At 62.9% G+C, this 22,761-nt stretch carries 15 protein-coding genes and 1 riboswitch; of the genes, 2 read left to right on the top strand and 13 right to left on the bottom strand.

The window, feature by feature from the left end; genetic code table 11:
- From GE253_RS14605 to GE253_RS14585, 5 genes are all read right to left on the bottom strand, one after another.
- Positions 1–1,881, bottom strand: coding sequence for a LodA/GoxA family CTQ-dependent oxidase (locus GE253_RS14605; RefSeq protein WP_153204848.1), 1,881 nt, complete (start codon positions 1,879–1,881; stop codon positions 1–3).
- A 129-nt stretch (positions 1,882–2,010) separates the two neighbouring features.
- Entirely contained in the window at positions 2,011–3,528 is a 1,518-nt protein-coding gene (locus tag GE253_RS14600; protein ID WP_153204847.1) for a radical SAM protein, read from the bottom strand.
- 90 nt (positions 3,529–3,618) lie between these two features.
- Positions 3,619–5,169 (bottom strand): malonyl-CoA synthase, encoded by a 1,551-nt coding sequence (locus GE253_RS14595; protein WP_153204846.1) that lies wholly within the window; start codon positions 5,167–5,169, stop codon positions 3,619–3,621.
- 2 nt (positions 5,170–5,171) lie between these two features.
- A complete protein-coding gene (gene mmsB, locus GE253_RS14590) occupies positions 5,172–6,059 on the bottom strand; it encodes a 3-hydroxyisobutyrate dehydrogenase (protein ID WP_153204845.1) in 888 nt (295 codons plus the stop codon).
- A 192-nt stretch (positions 6,060–6,251) separates the two neighbouring features.
- Positions 6,252–7,331, bottom strand: a complete 1,080-nt coding sequence (locus GE253_RS14585; RefSeq protein ID WP_153204844.1) for an enoyl-CoA hydratase/isomerase family protein — start codon at positions 7,329–7,331, stop codon at positions 6,252–6,254.
- Between the two features lie 168 nt (positions 7,332–7,499).
- On the opposite strand from GE253_RS14585, the gene GE253_RS14580 reads away from it, so the two are divergent.
- Positions 7,500–8,399, top strand: coding sequence for a LysR family transcriptional regulator (locus GE253_RS14580; RefSeq protein WP_153204843.1), 900 nt, complete (start codon positions 7,500–7,502; stop codon positions 8,397–8,399).
- Positions 8,400–8,408: 9 nt separating this feature from the next.
- Here the strand turns inward: GE253_RS14580 and GE253_RS14575 are convergent, their stop codons facing one another.
- The 8 genes from GE253_RS14575 to GE253_RS14540 form a co-directional block, all read right to left on the bottom strand.
- Positions 8,409–8,612, bottom strand: coding sequence for an integrase (locus GE253_RS14575; protein WP_153204842.1), 204 nt, complete (start codon positions 8,610–8,612; stop codon positions 8,409–8,411).
- A gap of 66 nt (positions 8,613–8,678) precedes the next feature.
- Positions 8,679–10,454: an allophanate hydrolase gene (atzF, locus tag GE253_RS14570; RefSeq protein WP_153204841.1), complete on the bottom strand. Its 1,776-nt coding sequence runs from the start codon at positions 10,452–10,454 to the stop codon at positions 8,679–8,681.
- Positions 10,454–14,083 carry an urea carboxylase gene (gene uca, locus GE253_RS14565; RefSeq protein WP_153204840.1) on the bottom strand — a complete coding sequence of 1,210 codons (3,630 nt, stop codon included), beginning with the start codon at positions 14,081–14,083 and terminating at the stop codon, positions 10,454–10,456. The genes atzF and uca overlap by 1 nt, the downstream gene beginning before the upstream one ends.
- A gap of 201 nt (positions 14,084–14,284) precedes the next feature.
- A complete protein-coding gene (locus GE253_RS14560; RefSeq protein ID WP_153204839.1) occupies positions 14,285–14,932 on the bottom strand; it encodes an urea amidolyase associated protein UAAP2 in 648 nt (215 codons plus the stop codon).
- Positions 14,933–14,949: 17 nt separating this feature from the next.
- The gene (locus GE253_RS14555) at positions 14,950–15,765 is read right to left on the bottom strand and encodes an urea amidolyase associated protein UAAP1 (RefSeq protein ID WP_153204838.1); all 816 of its coding nucleotides are present in this window, start codon (positions 15,763–15,765) and stop codon (positions 14,950–14,952) included.
- Between the two features lie 11 nt (positions 15,766–15,776).
- The gene (locus GE253_RS14550; RefSeq protein WP_153204837.1) at positions 15,777–16,610 is read right to left on the bottom strand and encodes an ABC transporter ATP-binding protein; all 834 of its coding nucleotides are present in this window, start codon (positions 16,608–16,610) and stop codon (positions 15,777–15,779) included.
- The gene (locus GE253_RS14545) at positions 16,607–17,428 is read right to left on the bottom strand and encodes an ABC transporter permease (RefSeq protein ID WP_153204836.1); all 822 of its coding nucleotides are present in this window, start codon (positions 17,426–17,428) and stop codon (positions 16,607–16,609) included. The genes GE253_RS14550 and GE253_RS14545 overlap by 4 nt, the downstream gene beginning before the upstream one ends.
- Positions 17,429–17,634: 206 nt before the next feature.
- Complete coding sequence (locus tag GE253_RS14540; protein ID WP_211101467.1) at positions 17,635–18,723, bottom strand: putative urea ABC transporter substrate-binding protein; 1,089 nt, start codon at positions 18,721–18,723, stop codon at positions 17,635–17,637.
- A gap of 74 nt (positions 18,724–18,797) precedes the next feature.
- A riboswitch (guanidine-I (ykkC/yxkD leader) is annotated at positions 18,798–18,918 on the bottom strand.
- A gap of 278 nt (positions 18,919–19,196) precedes the next feature.
- On the opposite strand from GE253_RS14540, the gene GE253_RS14535 reads away from it, so the two are divergent.
- The gene (locus GE253_RS14535) at positions 19,197–22,718 is read left to right on the top strand and encodes a LamG-like jellyroll fold domain-containing protein (protein WP_153204835.1); all 3,522 of its coding nucleotides are present in this window, start codon (positions 19,197–19,199) and stop codon (positions 22,716–22,718) included.
- Positions 22,719–22,761 lie beyond the last annotated feature (43 nt).

Raw genomic sequence — 22,761 nt, 5'->3', positions numbered from 1 at the left:
TCAGTCCCGCCGACGGTTGCGGCTGCCCCGCACCTTGTCGATATCGGACCAGTCGATGCCTTGGGTTTCAGCACCGGCCTTGGCGGCCCCCAGCAGCCCCGCCTTGGGTGCCGCCTCCCGATCGGCCACCTGCATGACGGGTGGCAGGTGGATGCCATCGGTGGGGCCCGGCATAACATCGACCACAGCCACAAGATCGATATTATTGGCCATGGCGTTGATCTGGGCGATGTAGGTGCCGGCCCCCAGCGTGTCATCCCAATCCTGTCGGCTGGCAAAGGCGGACAGACGCTCTTCCGTCGACAGGCTGGTATCCATCACCTTGGCGTAGGCGCTGGGCGTCAGAACCTGATTGGGCACGCGGGCCGGCCAGAAGGTGGGCAAATAGGGATCATATGTCTTGTCATAGCCCGAGCGGCAGCTTGCCGTATCGGTCTGCCATGGCACCGCCATCCAGCGGGTAATGGAGCCCGGCCGCTGCCCCCATAGCGGTCCCTGCGGTGTTTCGCAGATTTCCGTGGTCATGACGGGGCCATAATCCGGCTCCGGACTACCGGCCGGGGCATGGAGGAAGCGGAAGGCCCCCATGTACATATTAAGCGACCGTACCGGCCACGTCATTTCACATCCCGGATGGAAGGCATCGGCCAGACAGAATTCCAGCGCCGCGCGGGTCAGGGCTTCCGGCTGCTCGGCCACGGGCAATTCTTCCAGACTCTTAGGCTTATGAGCATCCGGATCATAATCGGCAATGAAATCCCCATCAGCCCATTGCTTCAGGAATGCCAGTTGTGTCGGGGTCAGTTCGGTGAACTGGCGCGGGGTCTTGCCCTTCAACTCCCCCATTGCGTCACCATAGACCCAGGGCCAGGGGACCGGCGACCAACTGTCACGATCGCTCTGGCGGAACTGGTTATAAAGCTGCCGGCGGCTTTCTGTATTCTCTTCCGACGCGTCGGCGAGTTTCACCTTCCAGGTGGCGCTGGTGAAATCATAAGGTGAATCCCAGCCAAAGCCGTGGAAAAAGCCCTCATTCACCCATTGCAGATCGCTCAACCGTTCAAAGATCGGCAAAATGTCAGACGTGAAGGAGGGGCGCTTGAGTTTGGGCAGGAAGCCCGACTTGATGGCGAGCTGGCGCATCAGATCCCACATGGTCCGCACAGATTTCTGCTGCGGCCCATAATTGGGCGGGCATGTCACAATCCAGGCCGGTGCCACGGTCAGGGACCGGCCATCCAGCTTCACGGTCGCCATGACCGGCCCATCCGCCGTATCATCGTGCCAGCCATCATTATTGCCGAAAGTCACCGCCGGCGCGCCGTTGTAGGAAGCGGATTTGCCATAGCCGCCCAGCACCACCAGACGCCCCGCCCCATCGGTGCGCAATTCGCCCAGATAGACCGGCTTGCCAACGAAATGGCCGCTGTCAAAGGCAACAGGCGCATGTTCCTTGCCGCTGATGGTACGCGGGCCGGGATCGATCACCAAGGAGGCACGATCCTCCACCTGGGCATTACGGCGATAGGAGGGGTCGGCCAGCGCCGCCTCCGGAATATCCAGGGCGATCTGGAATTCGTACCAGGCGGCCTTCTGGTTGGCCAGATGGACGGTCCATTCAATCTCCACCCCATCGGCACCGGTCAGTTCCCGCACGGCAATGCCCTGTGCGTTCAGACCATAGATGCGGAAGCGCGCCGCTTCCCGCTTCAGCGCCCCGGTGCTGTCACGATAGAAACCCGGCGGATGGGCCGGCGGCTCCGGGATTTCCGGCCCATAATACCAATCGGTGGGGCTGTTGCCGACGCGGGCAATGCCGATCGGCGGATAGATCGCCGCGCTGACAATCGTATCATCCAGGGCGGATACCGGGCTGCTCATGACGTGTCCTCGCCTTATTCCTGTTCCCGTGTAACGGGTGTGCAAGGTTGTGCGAGACAGCCATAAATTTCAACTATTAATAATGTTAAATGTTATGTGCCCGCTCAATGCGTCCCCTATATGACGGGCTTACGCCGCTGTTGTCGTGATTGCTGCCTGATCCCCGCGATCCAGCATGAAGCGGATTTGGGCGTAACGGACGAGATAGCCAATCAGATGAAACTGTCCCTGGGGATATTCCTGGGCAGCGGCCAGCAGGCGCAGCACCATGGCCTTTTCCGCCAGCCCCAGTCGGGCGATGAATTTCAGCAGGGTGCGGACATCATCCCCGATCGGCAATGGTTGCGGTTCTTGTTTAAGACCACCATGAAAATCATTGAGAAAATTCATTATTCTTTTCTCAAATGCCAAAGGGGCATAGGCTTGGTGGACCAGATCGCGCACGCCCTCTATCAGGGCCTGCCGGCTCATATGCAGCGGTTGGATATTGGTGGTGAAGCTGCCGGCACTCTGCCAATCCTCCCCCACCAGCCGCCCCTCTGCCTTCAACCGATCATGCAGCGGCGTCCCCGGTGGCGCCACCAGAGCGCCTGTGCTGAACAGCGGTACCGGTGACGATTGCATGAAGTCATAAAGCGTGCCGAAAATGTCCGGCTTGTCGGCATCAAAGCCAACCACCATGCCTCCCTGGATAGCGATCCCAGCCTTTAGAATGGCTTGCAGGGCAATATTCGTATCCTGGTAGAGGTTCTGGCGTTTGCCGGCACCGCGCAAACTCTCCTCATTCACTGTTTCGATACCGATGAAAACCATGTCCAGCCCGGCACTGACGCAGGCTTTCATCAATTCAGCGTCGCGGGCTAGGTCCAGCGACGCCTGGGTCATGAAGCGTAATTTTTCATGCGGCGCCCGCCCCACATGCCAGTCGCGGAGCACATCCAATATCGCATGGGCATGTTGGCGATAGACGGTGAAGTTATCATCGGCCAGGAAGATGCTGCGATAGCCGTGGCGGTACAGCATATCCAGTTCCGCCTGAACCTGGGCTGCATCCTTGTGGCGCTGCTTGCGGCCCAGATACTGGATCACATCGCAGAAATCACACTGGAATGGGCAGCCGCGGGACGTTTGCAGCGAGCCCATCACCGCCCCGTCATTGTGATAGAGATCCCAGCGCGGCACGGGGGAGGAGCGCAGGTCGGGCTTGCCGCCCTGGTAATGCGGGCGGGGCGTGCCGGCGGCCAGGTCGGCGAACAGGCCGCCGGCAATATCCTCAATCTCCCCGGTCACCAGCACATCGGCATGGGGGCGGATATCGTCGGTGGAAAGCGAGGCATAGGAACCGCCGATCATCACCGTCCGCCCCCGCGCCCGGAAAAGGGCGGCCAGTTCGATCATCCGGTTACGCTGCGTCACCTTGCCGGTAATCGCCACGATATCGCACCAGCCGGCGGCCTCCTCAATATCCAGCGGCTGAATCATCTCATCCACCAGCCGGATTTCCCAATCCGGCGGTACGAAGGCGGCAACGGTGGTGATGGCAAGGTCTGCCACCGGGGTGCGGGCGGCCAAGCCGGCGGCGGCAAATACCTCCCCGGAATGATATCCCGGGATTTCCGTGGCCGGATTAATGATCAGGATACGCATACAGCCCGCCGATAAACGCCTATGTCTGCCAGCAAACCATATTGGCTGCGGTACGGCACGTGGCGTGGGGTATGGCGGGCCGGGCGCTGACTATGCGGGGCCGGTAAAGGTGGCCTTGTGCTGCTCCCGCAGAGCCGCCTTCTGTACCTTGCCCATCTGGTTGCGGGGCAGTTCCTCCACAAACCAGATGCGCTTGGGCACCTTGAAATTGGCCAGCGCTTCCTTTGCCCGGGCGATCAGGTTGGCTTCCGTCACATCGTCACAGCCCGGCTTTTTCTGCACGATGGCGGCCACCGCCTCCCCGAAATCCGGGTGAGGCAGACCGATGACGGCACTTTCAGCCACACCATCAAGCCCGTCCAGAAACGTCTCCACCTCCTTGGGGTAGACGTTGAAGCCGCCGCAGATGATCAAATCCTTGGCGCGACCGACAATATGCACATAGCCATGTTCATCCAGCTTGCCGACATCGCCGGTGATAAAGAAACCATCGGCCCGCATATCCTCAGCCGTTTTCTCAGGTTTTTTCCAATAGCCCTTGAAAAGATTGGGGCCTTTGAATTCAATCTGACCAATCGTGCCGGTGGACACAGCCTGCCCTTCATCATCGGTGATGCGCAATTCTACCCCCGGCAGGGGAAAGCCCACCGTCCCCGGCACCCGGTCACCCACCAGCGGGTTGGAGGTGATCATCCCCCCTTCGGTCATGCCATAGCGCTCCAGAATGGCATGACCGGTGCGCTCGCTGAATTCCCGGTGCGTATCGGCCAGCAGCGGGGCCGACCCGCTGATGAACAGGCGCATGGGCGCCACCAGATCGTGGGTGAAACCGGGATGCGCCAACAGGCGGGTATAGAAGGTGGGCACCCCCATCAACACACTGGCCTGCGGCAGCAATTCCACCAGCCGATCGGCATCGAACTTGCCCAAAAACAGCATGGAACCGCCGTTCAACAAGGTGGTGTTGGTGGCAACGAACAGCCCATGCACATGGAAAATCGGCAGCGCGTGCAACAGCACGTCACCCGGCTGGAAGCCCCAAAGCTGATGCAGCGTCAGGGCGTTGCTGGCCAGATTGCCATGGCTGGTCATCGCCCCCTTTGACCGCCCGGTGGTGCCGGAGGTGTACAAGATGGCCGCCAGATCATCCGCCGCCATCGGCACGGTATCGAAATGATGGCTGAGATTCAGGGCCATGTCCGGCAGGCTGCCGTCGGCGGCAATGCCCAGGGTGGCCACTGCCGGCACATGATAGCGGGTGGCCAGTTCTCGCATTCCGGCCTCATCCTCCGGCCGGCAGACGAACAAGGCGGGTTCGGCATCTTCCAGGAAATAGGCGATTTCCGCTTTCTGATAGGCGTTGTTCAGCGGCAGATAGATTGCACCCAGTCTTAGGGTTGCGAGGTAAAGGAACAGGTTTTCGGCACTTTTTTCCACCTGTACCGCCACCCGGTCCCCCCGCTTCACCCCCAGTTGCACCATGGCATGGGCGAAGCGTGCGGAGATGGAGACCAGATCGGCGTATGTGTACCAGACACCCTGGCGCGGCCCGTCCATCAGGGTGATGAAACGGGCCTGCATATCGGCGGGAAAGCGGCTTTCGATCAGGTGATAGAGGTTGCCGCTTTTCACGCCGTCCATGGTCATTTCCCCTGCAGCATTTTCACGATGGCGGAGAAATCGAGCCCACCATGGCCCGCCGCCGAAAATAGCTGATACAGCGCCGCCGCCTGCGCGCCAAGGGGGGTTGATGCGCCGGCACTGGCAGCCGCCTGCTGTGCCAGCTTCAAATCCTTCAACATCATATCGACCGCGAAACCAGGCTGGTAATCCCGGTTGGCCGGCGAGGTCGGCACCGGCCCCGGCACCGGGCAGTAGGAGGTCAGCGACCAGCATTGGCCCGACGATTTGCTGGAAATATCGAACAGCTTCTGCCGATCCAGGCCCAGCTTGTCGGCCAGGGCGAACGCCTCTGACACGGCGATCATGGAAATGCCCAGCACCATGTTATTGCAGATTTTCGCCGCCTGCCCGGTGCCGGGACCACCGGCATGAACGATGGTCTTGCCCATCAGTTCCAGATAGGGCTTGGCCTTGTCAAAGGCCGCATCCGACCCGCCGACCATGAAGGTCAGCGTCCCCGCCGCCGCCCCGCCGGTGCCGCCGGAAACCGGGGCATCCAGCATCAGGTGCCCCGCCTTTTCCGCCTGGGCCGCCACGGCACGGGCGCTGTCCACATCCACGGTGGAACTGTCGATGAACAGGGTGCCGGGTTTGGCGCTGTCAATCACCCCGCCGGCATTGCCATAAACGGCGCGCACATGCGGGCCGGCGGGCAGCATGGTGACAATCACATCCGCCTGGGATGCAGCCTCACCCGCCACCGGCCCTGTCTCAATCCCCGCTTCTGCGGCGGCGGCCAGATTGGCGGGGGCGAGATCGACACCGATCACCCGATGCCCGCCCTTCAACAGGTTCTTGGCCATCGGCAGGCCCATATTGCCAAGCCCGATGAAAGCAATCGTCGCCATGGTCTTCCTCCCGATCAGGTTATTATGTGAAGGGTGGGGCTGTCTGATTCAATTTGAACCATCCTATCCCGTCACCCCGGCGAAGGCCGGGGTCCAGAACACAGGCCCCTTGCTCTACGAAACTGGACCCCGGCCTGCGCCGGGGTGACGGTTGTAAGAGCTATTCCTGTTCCACTTACACTGCACCAACACTCAGCCCGGAAAAGTCAGGTCACCATCCGCTGGCGGGGCGAAATGGCGGGCGACGAACGCGGGGTCCACCGCATCCAGGCTCGCCGGCTGCCATTTCGGGTTGCGGTCCTTATCCACCAGCACGGAGCGGATGCCTTCATAGAAATCATGACCATCCATAACCGCCTGGGTCATGCGGAATTCCAGCCGCATACAATCATCAAATTCCAGCTCGGCCCCCCGCCGCAACTGCTCGAATGTCACTTTCAGGCTGGTGGGGGACATGGTTTTCAAGCTGGCCAGTGTCTTGGCCGCCCAGTCGCTGCCCTCATTCTCCAGCCTGGCGAAAATGCCCTCAATGCTGTCGGCATCAAAGCAGCGATCGATGGCGTCGCGGTGGGCCGGCAGGGTGGGGGCATCCGGCGTGGCGGCATGGTGGCCCAACACCGCCTCCACCGCCGAATTGGCGTCGGGCGCACTGGACAAGGCCGTTTCCAGGTCGCGCTCCAGATCGTCCAGGGACTCACTGCGGCTATGGTGCGTGGCGATGCCGGCATAGGCCAGATCGCCCGCCGTCACCCGCGCGCCCGTCAGCCCCAGATAAAGCCCCAGCCGCCCCGGCAACCGGGGCAGGAACCACGTCCCGCCAACATCCGGGAACAGGCCGATGCCGGTTTCCGGCATGGCCAGCAGGGTCTTTTCCGTCGTTACCCGGTGGCTGCCATGGACAGACAACCCGACCCCGCCGCCCATGGTGATGCCATCAATCAAGGCGACATAGGGTTTGGGGAAATGCTTGATCTGCCGGTTCAGCCGGTATTCCCCGGAGAAGAAGGCCGCCGTCAGCGCACCCGCCCCCTCCCCACGCTTGCGCTGCAGCCCGGCATCCCAGACGGCGCGCACATCGCCCCCGGCGCAGAAGGCGCGGTCGCCCGCCCCCCGGATCACCACCGCCTTGATGGCGGGATCGGCAGCCCAGGCGGCAAGGGCCGGGGCAATCACCTCCACCATCGGCAGGGTCAGCGCGTTCAGCGCCTTGGGCCGGTTCAGCAGAATATGCCCCAGCGGGCCGCGCGTGGTGCAGATGGCATCAAGGGTCAAAGCCGTTCCTCCCGGTTTGGATCACACTTGTGAAGTGGGTGGGCTTATTCCACCACGGCAAGGGGGATCATGGTCTTCTGCCACAACCAACCCCTACCATTGCGGTGATGCGCACATCCATGCGAAGTTTACCCCATCCGTTGTGCGCATTTCCACGCAGGTACGTCGATGGCCGGGCAATTTGATTGGGATGATCTGCAAAGTTTCCTGGCCGTGGCCCGCAGCGGGCGGCTGACCCTTGCCGCCCGGCGCATGGGGGTGGATCACACCACCCTGGGACGGCGGCTGCAATCGCTGGAACGCGCGCTCGGGGCCAATCTGTTTGAACGCCATGCCACCGGCTACAGCCTGACCGCCCAGGGTGAAAGCCTGCTGGCCAGCGCGGAGGCGATGGAGGGGCTGGCCATGACCATCATGGAGGATCTGGCCGGCAGTTCCGGCAGCCTGTCAGGGGCCGTGCGCATCGGCACGCCGGATGGTTTCGGCAGCTTCTTCCTGGCCCCCCGCATCGGCCAACTGGCCGCCCGTCACCCGGATCTGGAGGTGCAGTTGGTGGCCATGCCGCGCCTGTTCAGCCTGTCCAAGCGGGAAGCGGATATCGCCATCTCTCTTGCCCAGCCGGATGCCGGCCGGCTGCATGGCCGCAAGCTGACGGATTATGAATTGGGGCTCTATGCTGCCCGATCCTATGTGACGGCGAACCCACCCATTTCATCGGTGGCCGACCTGCCCGGCCACCGGTTCATATCGTACATTGACGATCTGCTCTATACGCCGGAGCTGGATTACCTGCCGCAGATTTCCCGCGATATCCGCCCGCAGTTGAAAAGCGCCAGCCTGGTGGCACAATTTCGCGCGGTGGAGGCCGGGGCCGGCATTGCCGTGCTGCCCTGCTTCCTGGTGGATGGCCATGCCGATCTGGTGCGGCTGTTGCCAGCAGAGGTCAGTTTGATCCGCAGTTTCTGGCTGCTGATCCATTCCGACCTGCGCCACCTGTCCCGCATCCGTGTAACGGCGGAATTCATTGCGGAGGAGGTGCGGCGGAACAGCCGGCTGTTCCGCCCGTAATGTCACTGATCAGACCATGAACAGCTTGACGAAGATCGCCACCTGAAAGGCCAGCACAAAACCCATCATCCATTTGATGATGTTGACATCGGATTTCAGGCCGGTGACATCTTCATCCCGTTTGGACAGCGCCGACGCGGCCTTCAGCGCCTTTTCCTCCGGAATGTCGATGGCGCGGAAAGCCTCAAAAACCTCTGTCTGCATCGTGCTCATGCACTTCCTCCGCCGGGCCGACCTATCAGCATGATATCATATCGGCTGACAGGTGGATAAGCCCTATCAGGATAGGCTGGCCCGATAGGCCCGCCAGCCGCCATGATGGGTGATCTCCGTCGCCCCCTCCAGGGCATAGGATTCACACAGGAAACTGGTCACTTGCCTCCCATCGGCCAGCGTCACCTTGCCAACCCCCAAGGGGGCGGGAATGCGGGCGATGAAGGCACCCAAGGCGGCGGGCGGCAGCAACCATTCCTCCGCCAATATCCCCGGCCCGGCAAAACCGGGATCGCGCACCAGCCCCGGCTTGGGTGGCACGGTGCCGGCCAGCGCATAAAGCCGGTAATCGGGGGCCGTCCGCACCAATCCCGCCAGCCGGCCGCCCACGCTGGTCAATTCATGGTTCAGCGGCATCCCGGACAGATGCGCGCCTACGGCCAGGATGGCCAGCGCATCGGGGGCCGGCACCGGGGCAAGCGCCGGCCCTGGCAGGTCGGCTCGTGCTGTCCGGTGCAGCCGGTCGCCCAGCACCGCCAGATCGGCATCGGCAAAGGCGGGGGCCACCAGGGTGACGCCGAAGGGCAACCCCGCCGGGGTGAAGCCCGCCGGCACCGCCACGGCGCTGCAATCCAGCAGGTTCACGAAATTGGTGTAGCGGCCCAGATTGCTGTTCAGCCGCAGCGGATCGGCCAGCATGTCCGCCACCTTGTAAATGGTGGGTGCTGTCGGCAGCAGAAAAATATCAAGATCACGCCACAAGCCATTGATATACTGTGTATAGGCAGACAGGGCATATTGGCCGCGATAGGCCTCCACCGCCGTTTTGCCCTGCGCCCCTTCGATGATGGCCCTGACCGTCGGGTCCATGTCGGCGGCGTTGCTGGCAATGAAATCTTCCACCGCGGCCAGCCGTTCGGCCACCCAAGGGCCGCCATAAAGCAGGTGAGCACATTCACGCAAAGGCTTGTAATCAAATGGTACGGGCGTGCCGCCCAATGTCACCAACCGGTCGATGGCCGCATCGTAAAGGGCGGCAGCGGCATCATCGCCGTAAAATTCCCGCTCTTCCCCCGCCAGCACGCCGAAGCGGAATTTCTCCAGCTTCAGGGAATGGAACCCGGCGGGGCGGGAATAGGGATCGGCCCCGTCGAAACCCTCCGCCACGCGGCGCACCAGATCGCCATCGGCGGCGGAATGCGCCAGCACGGTGACGCAATCCTGCGACCGCACTGCAGGCACTATGCCAGCGGTCGACAGCAGCCCCTTGGTCGGCTTGATCCCCACCAGATCGTTAAAGGCGGCGGGCACCCGGCCCGAACCCGCCGTATCGGTACCCAGCGCAAAGGCCACCTGCCCCCGCGCCACCGCCACGGCAGAGCCGGAACTGGAGCCACCAGAGACATAATCCGTATCGAACACGCAGCGCGGCGCTCCATAGGGGCTGCGCGTGCCGTTCAGCCCGGTGGCAAACTGGTCCAGGTTGGTCTTGCCCACCAGCAGCGCGCCTGCCGCCCGCAGTTTGGCAACCACGGTGCTATCCGCCGCTGGCTGATAGGCGAAGGCGGGACAGGCGGCGGTGGTGGCAAGGCCGGCCGCGTCAATATTATCCTTGGCGGCAAAGGGAATACCCCAGAGCGGTTGATCTGCCTTGTACCCCTCCGCTGTCAGTTCCGCCGCTGCCGTGCGCAGTTCCGCCGCCGGCACCAAACTGATCCAGATGGCGGGGTCGGGGCTGGCTGCCAGCCGGGCCAGTATTTCTTCCACCACCGCCAGCGGGGTGGTGGCACCGCTGCGGTACAGTTCCGTCAGCCCGTGAATGGTCAGTTTTTCCGGGAACATCAGGCAATCTCCTCCAGAATGGCGACGGTCTGGCCGGCATTGACGGTGCGGCCCGGCTTGGCGGTGATTTCCCGCACCCTTCCAGCACTGGCGGCCTTCACGTCCATCTCCATCTTCATGCTTTCCAGGATCAGGATGGTGTCACCGGCGGCCACTTGCTGGCCTGGCTCCACCAATATTTTCCAGACATTGCCGGTCACGCCGGTCTCCACCCCGATGCAGCCTTCCGGCAGGGCCGTTTCATCTCCCGTCGGGCCGCCATCGTCGCTGACAAAGCTGTCCAGACCCTTAGCCTTCCAATCTTCCCGCTCTGCTTCAAACGCGGCCTGCTGGGTGCGTTTGAAGGCATCGATGCTGTCGGCATTGTCGGCCAGGAAGCGCAGATGATCGGCGTAGCTGAACTCGGCTTCTTCGATCTGGATCGGATAGCGGCCATGGGGGAAGGCCTCGCGCGCGTCGGCCAGTTCCGCCTCCGACACAGGATGGAACTTGATCTGATCGAAGAAGCGCAACAGCCAGGGTTTGCCATCCTGGAACACCGGCGTGGGCCGCCAACTGTTCCAGACCTGGATGGTGCGCCCGAACAGTTGGTACCCGCCCGGCCCTTCCATGCCATAGATGCACATATAGGCCCCGCCGATACCCACGGCATTTTCCGGCGTCCAGGTGCGGGCGGGGTTGTATTTGGTGGTCACCAGCCGGTGGCGTGGGTCCAACGGCGTGGCCACCGGGGCACCCAGATAGACATCGCCCAGCCCATAGACCATGTAATGCGCATCGAACACGATACGCTTCACATCCTCCTGGCTTTCCAAGCCGTTGATACGGCGGATGAATTCGATATTGTCGGGGCACCAGGGGGCGTCCGCCCGCACCAGTTCCTGATATTTGGTCATGGCCAGCCGCACCTGGGCATCGTTCCATGACAAGGGCAGATGCACGATGCGGCTGGGAATGCGGGCATTGGCGATATCGCCCAGACCGCCCTCAATCTCCGCCAGCACAGCCAGCAGGTTGGCGGTTTTCAGCCGTCGGCTGTCATAATGTACCTGCAAGGACCGGATGCCCGGTGTCAGGTCGATGATGCCGGCCAGGTTGCGTGCCCGCAACTCTGTGACCAGCAGATGCACCCGCAGCCGGATACCCAGGTCCAGCGCCATCGGGCCATATTCAACCAGCAGATAATCATCCCCCGCCCGGCGATAGAGGACGGGGATATCGCCGTCGATGCGGGACAGGATGGGGGATGGCAGGGTGGCGTGGGTGAAACGCTTTGCTGCTTCATTTCCGTCACCCCGGCGCAGGCCGGGGTCCAGGTTCGTAGAGCAAAGCGCTTGTGGCCCCTGGACCCCGGCCTGCGCCGGGGTGACGGTAGAGTTAGCGTCAATGTAGGTGGCGTATGCCACCGGCACAAACCGCACCTTATCCCCTGGCCGCAACTGGCCGACCTTCCACAGCTCGTCCCGTGCCACCACCACGGGACAGACGAAGCCGCCCAGGCTGGGGCCGTCGGGGCCCAGGATGATGGGCATGTCGCCGGTGAAATCGACCGCCCCGATGGCATAGGCATTGTCGTGGATGTTGGACGGGTGCAACCCCGCCTCCCCGCCATCGGCCCGCGCCCAGGCCGGACGGGGGCCGATCAGCCGCACGCCGGTGCGGGCGGAATTGAAATGCACCTCATATGATGCGGCAAACAGGTCGGCAATGTCGTTTTCCTGGAAGAAATCCGGGGCACCGTGCGGCCCATAATGCACGCCCAACACCCATTCATGGGTCAGGGCCGGGGCCGCGAATGGCTCGGCCTGCCCCACCGGCCCGCCGGCCAGCGCCAGCGTGTCCCCCGCCTTCAGGCAGCCGGTGGCATGGCCGCCGAAGCGGCCCAGCGCGAAGGTGGATTTCGACCCCAGATATTCCGGCGCATCAAAGCCACCAGCCACCGCCAGATATGTGCGCTGCCCAGGCCCCTGGATGCGGCCCAGCGCCAGGGTTTGCCCTGCCGCCACGTCAAAAGCCACGCCATGCGGCACGGCCACGCCATCCAACGTGGCCACCATCGCCGCCCCAGCCAACGCCACACGGGCGGCTTGGTTGAAGCGCAAGCTTGGCCCCGTCAGCGTGCATTCCAGTGCTGCCGTGCCTTCCGGGTTGCCCAACAGCCGGTTGGCCAGCCGAAAGGAGAGATCATCCATCGGCCCCGATGGCGGCACGCCAACATCCCAATAACCCAACCGCCCCGGCCAATCCTGGATGGATGTCTGGGCACCGGGGCTCAACACCTCCACCGTCGCGGGCGTGAAGGGGAAATCCTTCAGCACAGAGGTGGCGACCTTGCCCTGCCGGAAAATATCCGACCCGATGATGGCGCGCAGGTACGACAGGTTGGTTTCAATCCCCGCCACCCGCGATGCGGCCAGGGCCGCCGTCAATTGATCAATCGCCGCATCGCGGCTGTCGGCATGGACAATCAGCTTGGCCAGCATGGGGTCGTAATTGGCCGTCACCTCCGTGCCCGTATTCACCCAGCCATCCACGCGGATAGTGTCGGGGAAACGCACCTCCGTCAGCAGGCCGGTGGAGGGGCGGAAATCAGCGGCGGCATTTTCGGCATAAAGGCGAACCTCAATGGCGGCCCCCTGCGGGATCAGGCTTTCCGGGGCCGGCAAGGTGAAATCCCCCGCTGCCTGCCGGATCATCCATTCCACCAGATCGACGCCGAACACAGCCTCCGTCACCGGATGTTCGACCTGCAGGCGGGTGTTCACCTCCAGGAAATAGACCTGTTCGCGCGCCACATCATAGATGAATTCCACCGTGCCGGCGGAGGCGTATTGCACGCTTTCCCCCAGCGCCACGGCAGCATCACGAAGCTGCACCCGGACCGCATCGGGCAGGCCGGGGGCGGGTGTTTCCTCCACCACCTTTTGATTGCGGCGTTGCAGGGAGCAATCGCGTTCCCCCAGCGCCACCACGCCGCCCTTGCCGTCGCCGAAAATCTGCACCTCGACATGGCGGGCCTCTGCCACGAACCGTTCCAGATAGACGCGGGCATCGCCGAAGCTGCTGGTCGCCATACGCTGTACGGCGGCGAATTTGGCGGCCAGTTCCTCGGCGCTATGGCAAAGCTGCATCCCGATGCCACCACCGCCCGCCGTGCTTTTCAGCATGACGGGGAAACCGATGCGCGCCGCCTCCGCCTGGGCCTGTTCAACATCGGCCAGAATGTCGCTGCCGGGCAGCAGCGGCACGCCGGCAGCCCTGGCCAGGGCGCGGGCCGTATGCTTCAAGCCGAAATCGCGCAAATGTTCGACGCGCGGGCCGATAAAGGTGATGCCGGCCGCGTTCAGCCGTTCCACGAACCCGGCATTTTCCGACAGGAAGCCATAGCCGGGGTGAACCGCCTGTGCGCCGGTGGCCTGACAGGCGGCGATGACGGCATCAATATCCAGATAGGATTGTTTGGCCGGCGGCGGGCCGATGCGTACCGCCTCATCCGCCGACAACACGGGTTGGGTGAAGCGGTCAGCGTCGGAATAAACAGCAACCGAGGCAATGCCCATGCGCCGCAGGGTTTTTATCACCCGCGCGCAGATCTCACCCCGATTGGCGATCAGAACCTTGGTGAACATGGGGGGGGATTCCTTTGGGGGATGGGGGGAGGGATGGCGTTGGGTCATTCCCATGCCGTCTTGGGGCTGCCGTCCGCTCTCTCTCACCCGTCACCCCGGCGAAGGCCGGGGTCCAGAGGCCACGAGCGCATTGCTCTACGAACCTGGATCCCGGCCTTCGCCGGGATGACGGGGACAAGAAGGCTTTGGCCTTTCGCCCCCTCACCCCTCCCAAACCAAAATCTCAATCGGTGTCGGGTCAAACGCGTTGCATGGGTTGTTCACCTGCGGGCAGTTGGAAATGACGCACAGCAAATCCATCCGCGCCACCAGTTCCACATAGGCCCCCGGTGCCGACACGCCATCGGCAATAGCCAAGCCGCCTTCAGTATCGAACGGCACATTCATGAAGAAATTGATGTTGGGTACAATGTCCCGCTTGGTCATGCCATGGCGCGACACGGCGATCAGGAAATTTTCCCGACAAGCGTGCATGTAACGGGTGTGTTGGCCAAAGCGGACCGTATTGCTTTCACAAGAACAGGCCCCGGCGGATGTATCGTGCTGGCCGCAGGTATCAGCCACCAGTTCGGCCATCACCTGACCGCGATTGGAATAAAGCACCGATCCCGGCCCGATATAGGGCGTGCCCTGGGCCAGCACCGTATCCTGGGCGCTGTAACGTTCGGTATGGTCGGCGGTGCTGTAGAACAATGTATCCACCGCCTGACAGCCCTCGCTGTCAACAATCCGGATCACCTGGCCCTTTTTCACAAAACCCGACCAGGGATATGTCGCCGGCACGGTTTCGCGGAAAATAGCGTTGGCCGGGTCGCGGGGGGAAAGCACGGGCGTAAAGCTGCTGGTCATGATGGTGCCTCCCCCTTTCAGGCCGACAGATAGCGGTCGGTATTGTCAAACCCGCGCACGGCCTCTGCCGTGGCGGTGCGGCACAGATCGTCGGCAGCCGGTGCCGCCCCCTGGTGGATCACCAGATCAATCGGCAGCGGTTCAACAGCCGGGGCCAGCGGATGGGGCGTGTTGGAAACGGCGATAATCAAATCCATCTCCGCCCGCAGATCGACGAAATCACCCGGCACCACGCCAGCGCTATCCCAGGCAAAACCGCCATCAGCTTGCACCGACACCGGGGCAAAGAAGCCGATGCAGGGCGGAATATCGGCCAGCCCCAGCCCATGCTTGCCGGCAGCCAGAATGAAATTGTCGCGCGCATTGCGCACCCCGCTATCGGGGCCATAAAGCCGGGCGACGCTGGCCGGGGTGGAGCCACCGATCACCGTGTCATGCCGACCGCTGGTATCCTCCACGATGGAGAGCAGCACGCGGCCCATGTCGGAGAACAGCACGCGGCCTTTGCGCAGGGCGGCGGTCCATTGAATCTTGATCGTGTCGGCATGGTTGAACCGTTCCGACGGGTCGGCCTTATTCCAGGCCAGCAGGCTGACACCCGGCGTGCCCTGGCTGTTCAGGATGCGCAGCACCTGCCCCCGGCGGATCACCCCGGTCCAGTACCAGCCGCCGGGCACCTGTTCGCGCAACAGCACGGCAGCATCGGCGATGGGGGCGGCATCACGCGCCGTGGGCGGGGGCAGCACCAGGGGGGCCGCCCCCTGGGCTGCCTGTTTCAGTTCCAGATAACGCGCCCGGTTGGCGGCGATCTGTGCTTGGGTCTGGCGTGGCATTTCCACACTCCTCACGCAGCGTCGGCCGGGTCGTCCCGGTCTGGGTGCCCAAGGTCAAGCGCCGGGTCGTCCCGGCGGGGCAGATGGGCGGGGTCGCGCCCGAAATCAGGCTGTCCGGCCACCCGTTTCGGCCAGACATCGATATCGTTGGTGATGCACGCGCCATAGCGCAGCCGTTCTTCCGGAAGGGTGCGCGTGCGGTCAAAGGCGATGACGCGGGTGGCCAGATGGAAGGCTTCCGACAGATCATGCGTCACCATCACCACGCTCATCGGGTGCTGGTGCCATAATTGGCGCATCAGTTTGTGCACATCGGCGCGAATGCCGGGGTCCAGCGCGCCGAAAGGTTCATCCAGCAACAGCACCTTGGGCCGGGCGATCAGCGCCTGGGCCAGGGCCAGGCGCTGTTGCATCCCGCCGGAAAGCTGGGCGGGATATTTATCCAGCGCGTGCGACAGGCCCACCGCATCCAGCAGTGCCGCCGCATCATCGCGGGCCTGTCGGCGGGCGTCCCCGAACAGCCGGCCCAGCAGCCGGCTGCCGCGCAGTTCCGCCCCCAGCATCACATTGCCCAGCACCGTCAGGTGCGGGAACACGGAATAACGCTGAAACACCACCCCGCGATCGGGCCCCGGCTCCGGCGACAGGAGCACACCATCAATAGTGATCTCGCCGCGCGTCGGCAGTTCCTCGGACAGCAACATGCGCAGGAAGGTGGTTTTGCCACAGCCGGAAGGGCCGACCAGGGCCACAAAGGAACGCGGGGCGATTTCCAGATTGATGCGTTCCAGCACCACCTGTTCCCCATATTCCTTCCAGACATTCTTGACGCTGATCGCGGTCATTGGCCGGTCCTCGCACGATCAAACCAGGGGAAGGCGCGTGATTGAGCGGCCCGCAGGCCCCAATCCATCAGGAAGCAGAGCAGCGTGATCCAGGCGACATAAGGCAGGATGACATCCATCGCCAGATAGCGGCGAACCAGAAAGATGCGATAGCCAAGCCCGCTTTCACTGGCAATCGCCTCCGCCGAAATCAGGAACAGCCAGGCGGGGCCGAGATTGAGGCGGATACTGTCCATCAAGCGCGGCAGGATTTGCGGCAGCACCACGCGAATGGCAATCGTCCAGCTATTGGCCCCCAGCGTCTGCGCCTTGATCAGTTGCTGGCGCGGCAGATCGTCGATCTTCAGCATCAGGTCGCGGATCAGACCGGGCATCACGCCGATGACGATCAAGGTGATCTTCGATGCCTCCCCCAGACCGACCACGATGAACAGAATGGGCAGCACGGCCAGCGGCGGCACCATGGAAACCACGGTGACAAAGGGCGACAGTGCCGCGCGGGCCAGGGGTAACAGGCCCGCCAGCATCCCCACCAGCAACCCGCCAGCCGCCGCAATCGTCACCCCTGCCACCAGCCTTGTCAGGCTGGTGCCGGTATCCACCCAGAGCAGGATATCCCCGGTGCGCTTGTCGGGTTCCAGCGCCATGCGGTCGATGGCGTCGGCAAAGGCGGTCAGCCCCGGCAACAGCTTGTCCGCCGGGTTTTCCGCCAAGCGGATGGCAGAACCGGCGGCATAGGCGATCAGCACCGCCAGAAAGGGCAGCACCGCCAGGATCAGCCATAAGGACCGGTCCGGCCGGCGATTGATCAATCGCATGGGGGTGGTTCCTTGGGGGGAAGTTGCGTCTGTCGATTGAATGGGCAGTTTCGGGATCGTTCCGATGAGGAAGGATTCTGCCATTGCCGCTCACTCTTCCGTCACCCCGGCGAAGGCCGGGGTCCAGCATTACAAGCGCCTTGCCCTACGAACCTGGACCCCGGCCTTCGCCGGGGTGACGGTTAGTAAAAAACGGCAGGCTCTCCTTACAGCTTCCCTTCCGCCGCAGCGGCCATGAAGCTGTCGGTGAAGCGGAACTTCACGTTCTTGGCGTCGCCATAGGTGCTGCCATCGGGGAAGGCGATACCCACCGCCTCTGCCGACGGTGCGCCATTGCCCAGCAGGCCGTGATCGAACAGGAAGCCGGCCACCTTTTTCATCGTTGCCTTGGGCTCCGGCCCGCGAACAAAGGCCAGCGCCTCATCGGCCTTATAGAACATGCGGGTGGCGGCCAATTGCGCCTCATATCCCGCCAGATCGGTGCCCGATGCCTTGCCCATGGCAGTACGGGCGGCCGTGCCGGCCGCATCCTTGGCGGACATCAGGGCCATGGTTTCATACCAGATGCCGGCGAGCGCCTTGCCGAAATTGGGGTTGTCCTTCAGCACCGCGCTGTTGGCCACGGCCAGATCGATGATCTCCCCCGGAATCTGGCTGCTGTCGAACACCTTCTTGGCGTCCGGGGATTTCAGGATTTCCGCCACCAGCGGGTTCCAGGTGACAACCGCCGTCACGTCCGGGGTGGACCAGGCGGCCACCAGATCGGCGTCGGAGGTGGAAACCACCTTGATATCCTTGGCCTCCGTCATTTTCACGCTTTCCAGCGCGCGGGCCAGCAGATAGTGGGAGACGGAGAATTCAACCAGATTGACCTTCTGGCCCTTGATATCGGCCAGCTTGTCCTTGCCCTTCAGCATCACGGCATCATTGCCGTTGGAGAAATCACCGACGATCACGGCGGTGCTGTCCACACCACCGGCAGCGGGGATGGACAAAGCATCCATATTGGTGACGGTCACCGCATCAAAGGCGCCGGCGGTATATTGGTTGACGCTTTCCACATAATCATTGAACTGCACGACATCGATCTTGATGCCGTATTTATCGGCCCATTTCTTCACGATGCCCTGTTCGGCAGCGTACTGCCACGGCATCCAGCCCACATAAATCGACCAGGCGAGCTTGAATTCCTTCTTTGGCGCGGCCATCGCCGGCAGGGTGAAACTGCCCGCCAACATGGTGGCGGCAACAAAACCGGCGGTGATCTTTGCAAGGAAGCGGCGCGTCGTCATCATCCAACCCCTTCTGGTTTCAAACCATCTCTGGGGGGTTGGCGAGACCGAATGGAGGTTATAGCCAACCCTCCTCGATCTCCCGGGCTTTTGTCCCGCCGTGTACCCGACCGGGCCTGCGGTACAGGCGGAATCGGGCGGCAGCTCTCGGACCAGACATCCCTTTCATCAGGGACCGGAACCCTAGCCACCATTCGTGACTTACCACGCAAGGGGCGTGCCAACCGAAAAAAGCTGCATTCCCGTGCAACGGAAGGCAAAACGCCGTGCATTTCAGCAGCAGGTGCAGGCAACTGCCTATTCTATGCGCAGAAAAAACCGAGGCCGATTGCACATCCCATTTCGGAAAGACGTTTTATTTATTGACCCGGTGATGGTTCCTGTCACAAAATTTCCCGATAAAGAGGGGATCAGGCAGTTGCCCCGCAAACATGAAAGACAGCCGGCAAAGCTGTCGCCTCCGGGAAGGAACGTCGATGAACAGGGTCGCCAGCCGGCTTTTCCGTGCCTCTCTCTTTGCCTCATTGACAGCGCTTACCGCTGTTTCAGTCACAGCGCAGTCCCATCAGGGGCTGGGCGGTACCGGTGCCTTCGGTCCTGGCAGCTTCGGTCCGTTCGATGCAGAGTTTCCCCGTGGTGGCGATGGGTTGACGAAACCAGTACTGGAGGAAAAGCCGACCTTGGGGCCGGCGATACCTGCCGGCTCTCCCTGGACCCTGCAAGGCTGGGTACAGATTGACAGCGCTGACAAGGGCGTGACGCTGGTGGGCGGCCTGCCCGCCGCCGATGGCAGGTCGCCAGGGCGGTTCCTGGCGCTGGAGAATGGCAAGCCGGCCTTGCTGCTGGATGGCAAGCTGATCAGCGGCGGCAAGGCGTTGAAGGCCGGGCAATGGGTGGCCCTGGCCGCCAGCTTCGCCGATGGCACTGCGCGGCTTTATGTCGATGGGGTGGAGGTGGTGAAAACAACGGCCACCTCTGGGACCGCCCTGCCCCTGTTATCGCTGGCGCCGCGTCGTTCAAAAATGGTGCCCTTCATCGGGACGGCGAATCCGTCCTTCGCCGGCCGGGTGGCCGGCTTTACCAGCCTGCCGCGTGCCCTGGCAGCAGCCGATATCAAGGCTGCCGCTGCCCAGTCCCCCAACAGCGCCTTGACCAATTTCGAATCCGGTGCCCCCGGCTGGCCGGTGCAGGTGCGCCAGCAATATGGCCAGTTGCGCCCGCAAGACCCCTGGACGCGGCCCCGGCAGCCGGTGGATTTCAGCAAGCCTGTCGCCAAACCTTTGGTGGAAACCCCTGCCCTGCGCCCGGATGGCGCGGGTGAATGGGTGCTGGGTGCCTGGCGGCTGGCGGAAGCCCCCAAGGTGGCGGCCCCCGGTGCCACCCTGTCGCAGCCCGGCTTTGATGCCCGCAACTGGATTGTCGCCACCGTGCCCGGCACGGTGCTGACCACGCTGGTGGATCGCGGGGTCTATCCCGATCCGGACTATGGGCTGAACAATCTCGCCATCCCGGAAAGCCTGAACAAACAGGATTACTGGTACCGCACGGAATTTGAAGTGCCGGCCGATCAGGTCGGCAAACATCTGCAAATCCTGCTGAAAGGCGTGAATTACAAGGCAGAGGTCTGGCTGAACGGCGCCAAACTGGGTGACATGAAGGGGGCCTTCATCCGGGGCCGTTTCGATGTCACCGGGCTGGCCAAACCGGGCCAGAAGAACGCCCTGGCGATCAAGGTATCACCGCCCAGCCATCCTGGCATCCCGCATGAGGAGTCGCTGACGTCTGGTGTGGGGGAAAATGGCGGGATGCAGGCCCTGGACGGGCCGACCTTTGTGGCGTCGGAAGGCTGGGACTGGATTCCCTCGGTCCGTGATCGCAATACCGGCCTGTGGCAGGATGTGAAGCTGATCGCCACGGGGGATGTGCGCATCGGCGATACGCAGGTGGTCACCGCCCTGCCCGATGCCGACAATTCCCGCGCCAGCATCGATATCCATGTGCCGGTCGAAAACCTTTCCACCCAGCCGGTCAATGCGACGGTGACGGCCCGTTTCGACGGCATTACCGTCACCAAGCAGGCGATGCTTCAACCGGGTGCCGGCACCATCAGCCTGACGCCGGCGGAATTTCCCCAGTTGCTGGTGCAGAACCCCAAACTCTGGTGGCCCAATGGCTATGGGGAACCGGCGTTGCATGACCTGAAACTGGAAGTCACCGCCAATGGGGCGGCGTCGGACAGCCAGGATGTGCGTTTCGGTATCCGGCAGGTGACCTACGAACTGTCCTTGATGGACCAGAAGGGTGACCTGCGCCGGGTTGAGGTCGACCTGACCAAGGCCAAGGCGCGGGGGGAGCGCATTGTCGACAGCAGCCATGAGGGCATCCGCAAGGTGCCCGATGGCTGGGCCATGTCGCTGCGGCCAGGGGCGGAGAACTCCCCCGCCGTGAAGCCGGTGGAGGCGGCGGAACTGTCGCCGCATCTGGTGATCAAGGTCAATGGCGTGCGCATTGCCGCCAAGGGCGGCAATTGGGGCACGGAGGATTGGCGCAAGCGCATCGACAAGAAGCGGCTGGAGCCCTATTTCCGGCTGCACCGTGATGCCCATGTCAATGTCATCCGCAATTGGGTCGGCCAGAATACGGAGGAGGAATTCTTCGAACTGGCCGATGAATATGGGCTGATGGTGCTGAATGATTTCTGGGCCTCCACCCAGGATTATCAGTTGGAGCCGCAGGATGTGCCGCTCTTCATGGCTAATGCGGCCGACACCGTGCGCCGCTACCGCAACCATCCGTCCATCGTGCTCTGGTTCGGCCGCAATGAGGGCGTGCCCCAGCCGGTGCTGAATGAGGCGCTGGACGATATGCTGCAGGCCGAGGATGGCACGCGGCACTATATGGGCTCCTCGAACCGGATCAATCTGGCCGGCTCCGGCCCCTATAATTACCGCGAGCCGGAAAGCTATTTCACCGACCATGCCCAGGGCTTCTCGGTGGAGGTCGGCACTCCCTCTTTCCCCACGGCGGAGGCGTTCAAGGCGGCCGTGCCGGCCAGCGAGCAATGGCCGATCAGCGACAACTGGGCCTATCATGACTGGCACCAGAGCGGTAATGGCGATGTGAAAAGCTTCATGGACGCCATCGCCAGCAAGTTCGGTCCCGCCAGCAGCCTGGAGGATTTTGACCGCAAGGCGCAGATGCTGAATTACGAAGGCTATCGCGCCATCTTTGAAGGCATGAATGCCCAGCTTTGGCGCAAGAATTCCGGCCGGATGCTGTGGATGACCCAGCCAGCCTGGCCCAGCACCATGTGGCAGATTTTAAGCCATGATTACGATACCCATGGCGCCTTCTATGGGATGCAGAAGGCGGCGGAGCCGGTGCATGTGCAGATGAACCTGCCTGACCATGGCATCAGCGTCATCAATAATAGCCGCCAAGCCCTGGCGGGGTTGACTGTCACGGCCAAGGTCTGGACCCTGGCCAACCAGCCGCTGGCGGAAAAACGTCAGGCGCTGGATGCGCCGGCGGGCAGCGTTTCCCACCCGTTCGGGCTGGATCTGGCCCCGCACCTGGAGGCCCAGGGGCTGGTGCTGGTGACGCTGGAACTGGCGGACAAGGCCGGCGCCGTGCTGTCGCGCAATTTCTATTGGGTGGCCAAGGATGCGGCGGCAAACCAGAAGCTGAACAGCCTGCCCGCTGCCGCCGTTTCCGTCAGTGGCAGCGGCCAGAAACAGGGGGGCGAGGTGAAGCTGCGCCTGCGGCTGACCAACAGCACTTCCGTCCCCGCCATCCTGACGAAGCTGACGCCGTTGAACCCGGATGGCAGCCGCATCCTGCCCGCCTATATCAGCGAGAATTATCTCTCCCTGCTGGCGGGTGAAAGCCGGGATGTGGAGGTGACCTATCCCGCCGAAACCGCCAAAGGGACACCGTCCATCGCCCTGCGCGGCTGGAACCTGCAGCCGACCAGCGTGACGGTGACCATCACCCCCTGATCCACGCCTTTCGGGGTCTGCGCCCGCCGGTTCCGGTGCTGTG

The sequence above is a fragment of the Niveispirillum sp. SYP-B3756 genome, assembly GCF_009495745.1.
GTDB lineage: Bacteria > Pseudomonadota > Alphaproteobacteria > Azospirillales > Azospirillaceae > Niveispirillum.
The sequence above is the reverse complement of the archived record's forward strand: the minus strand, read 5'-3'. Positions and strand labels throughout refer to the sequence as shown.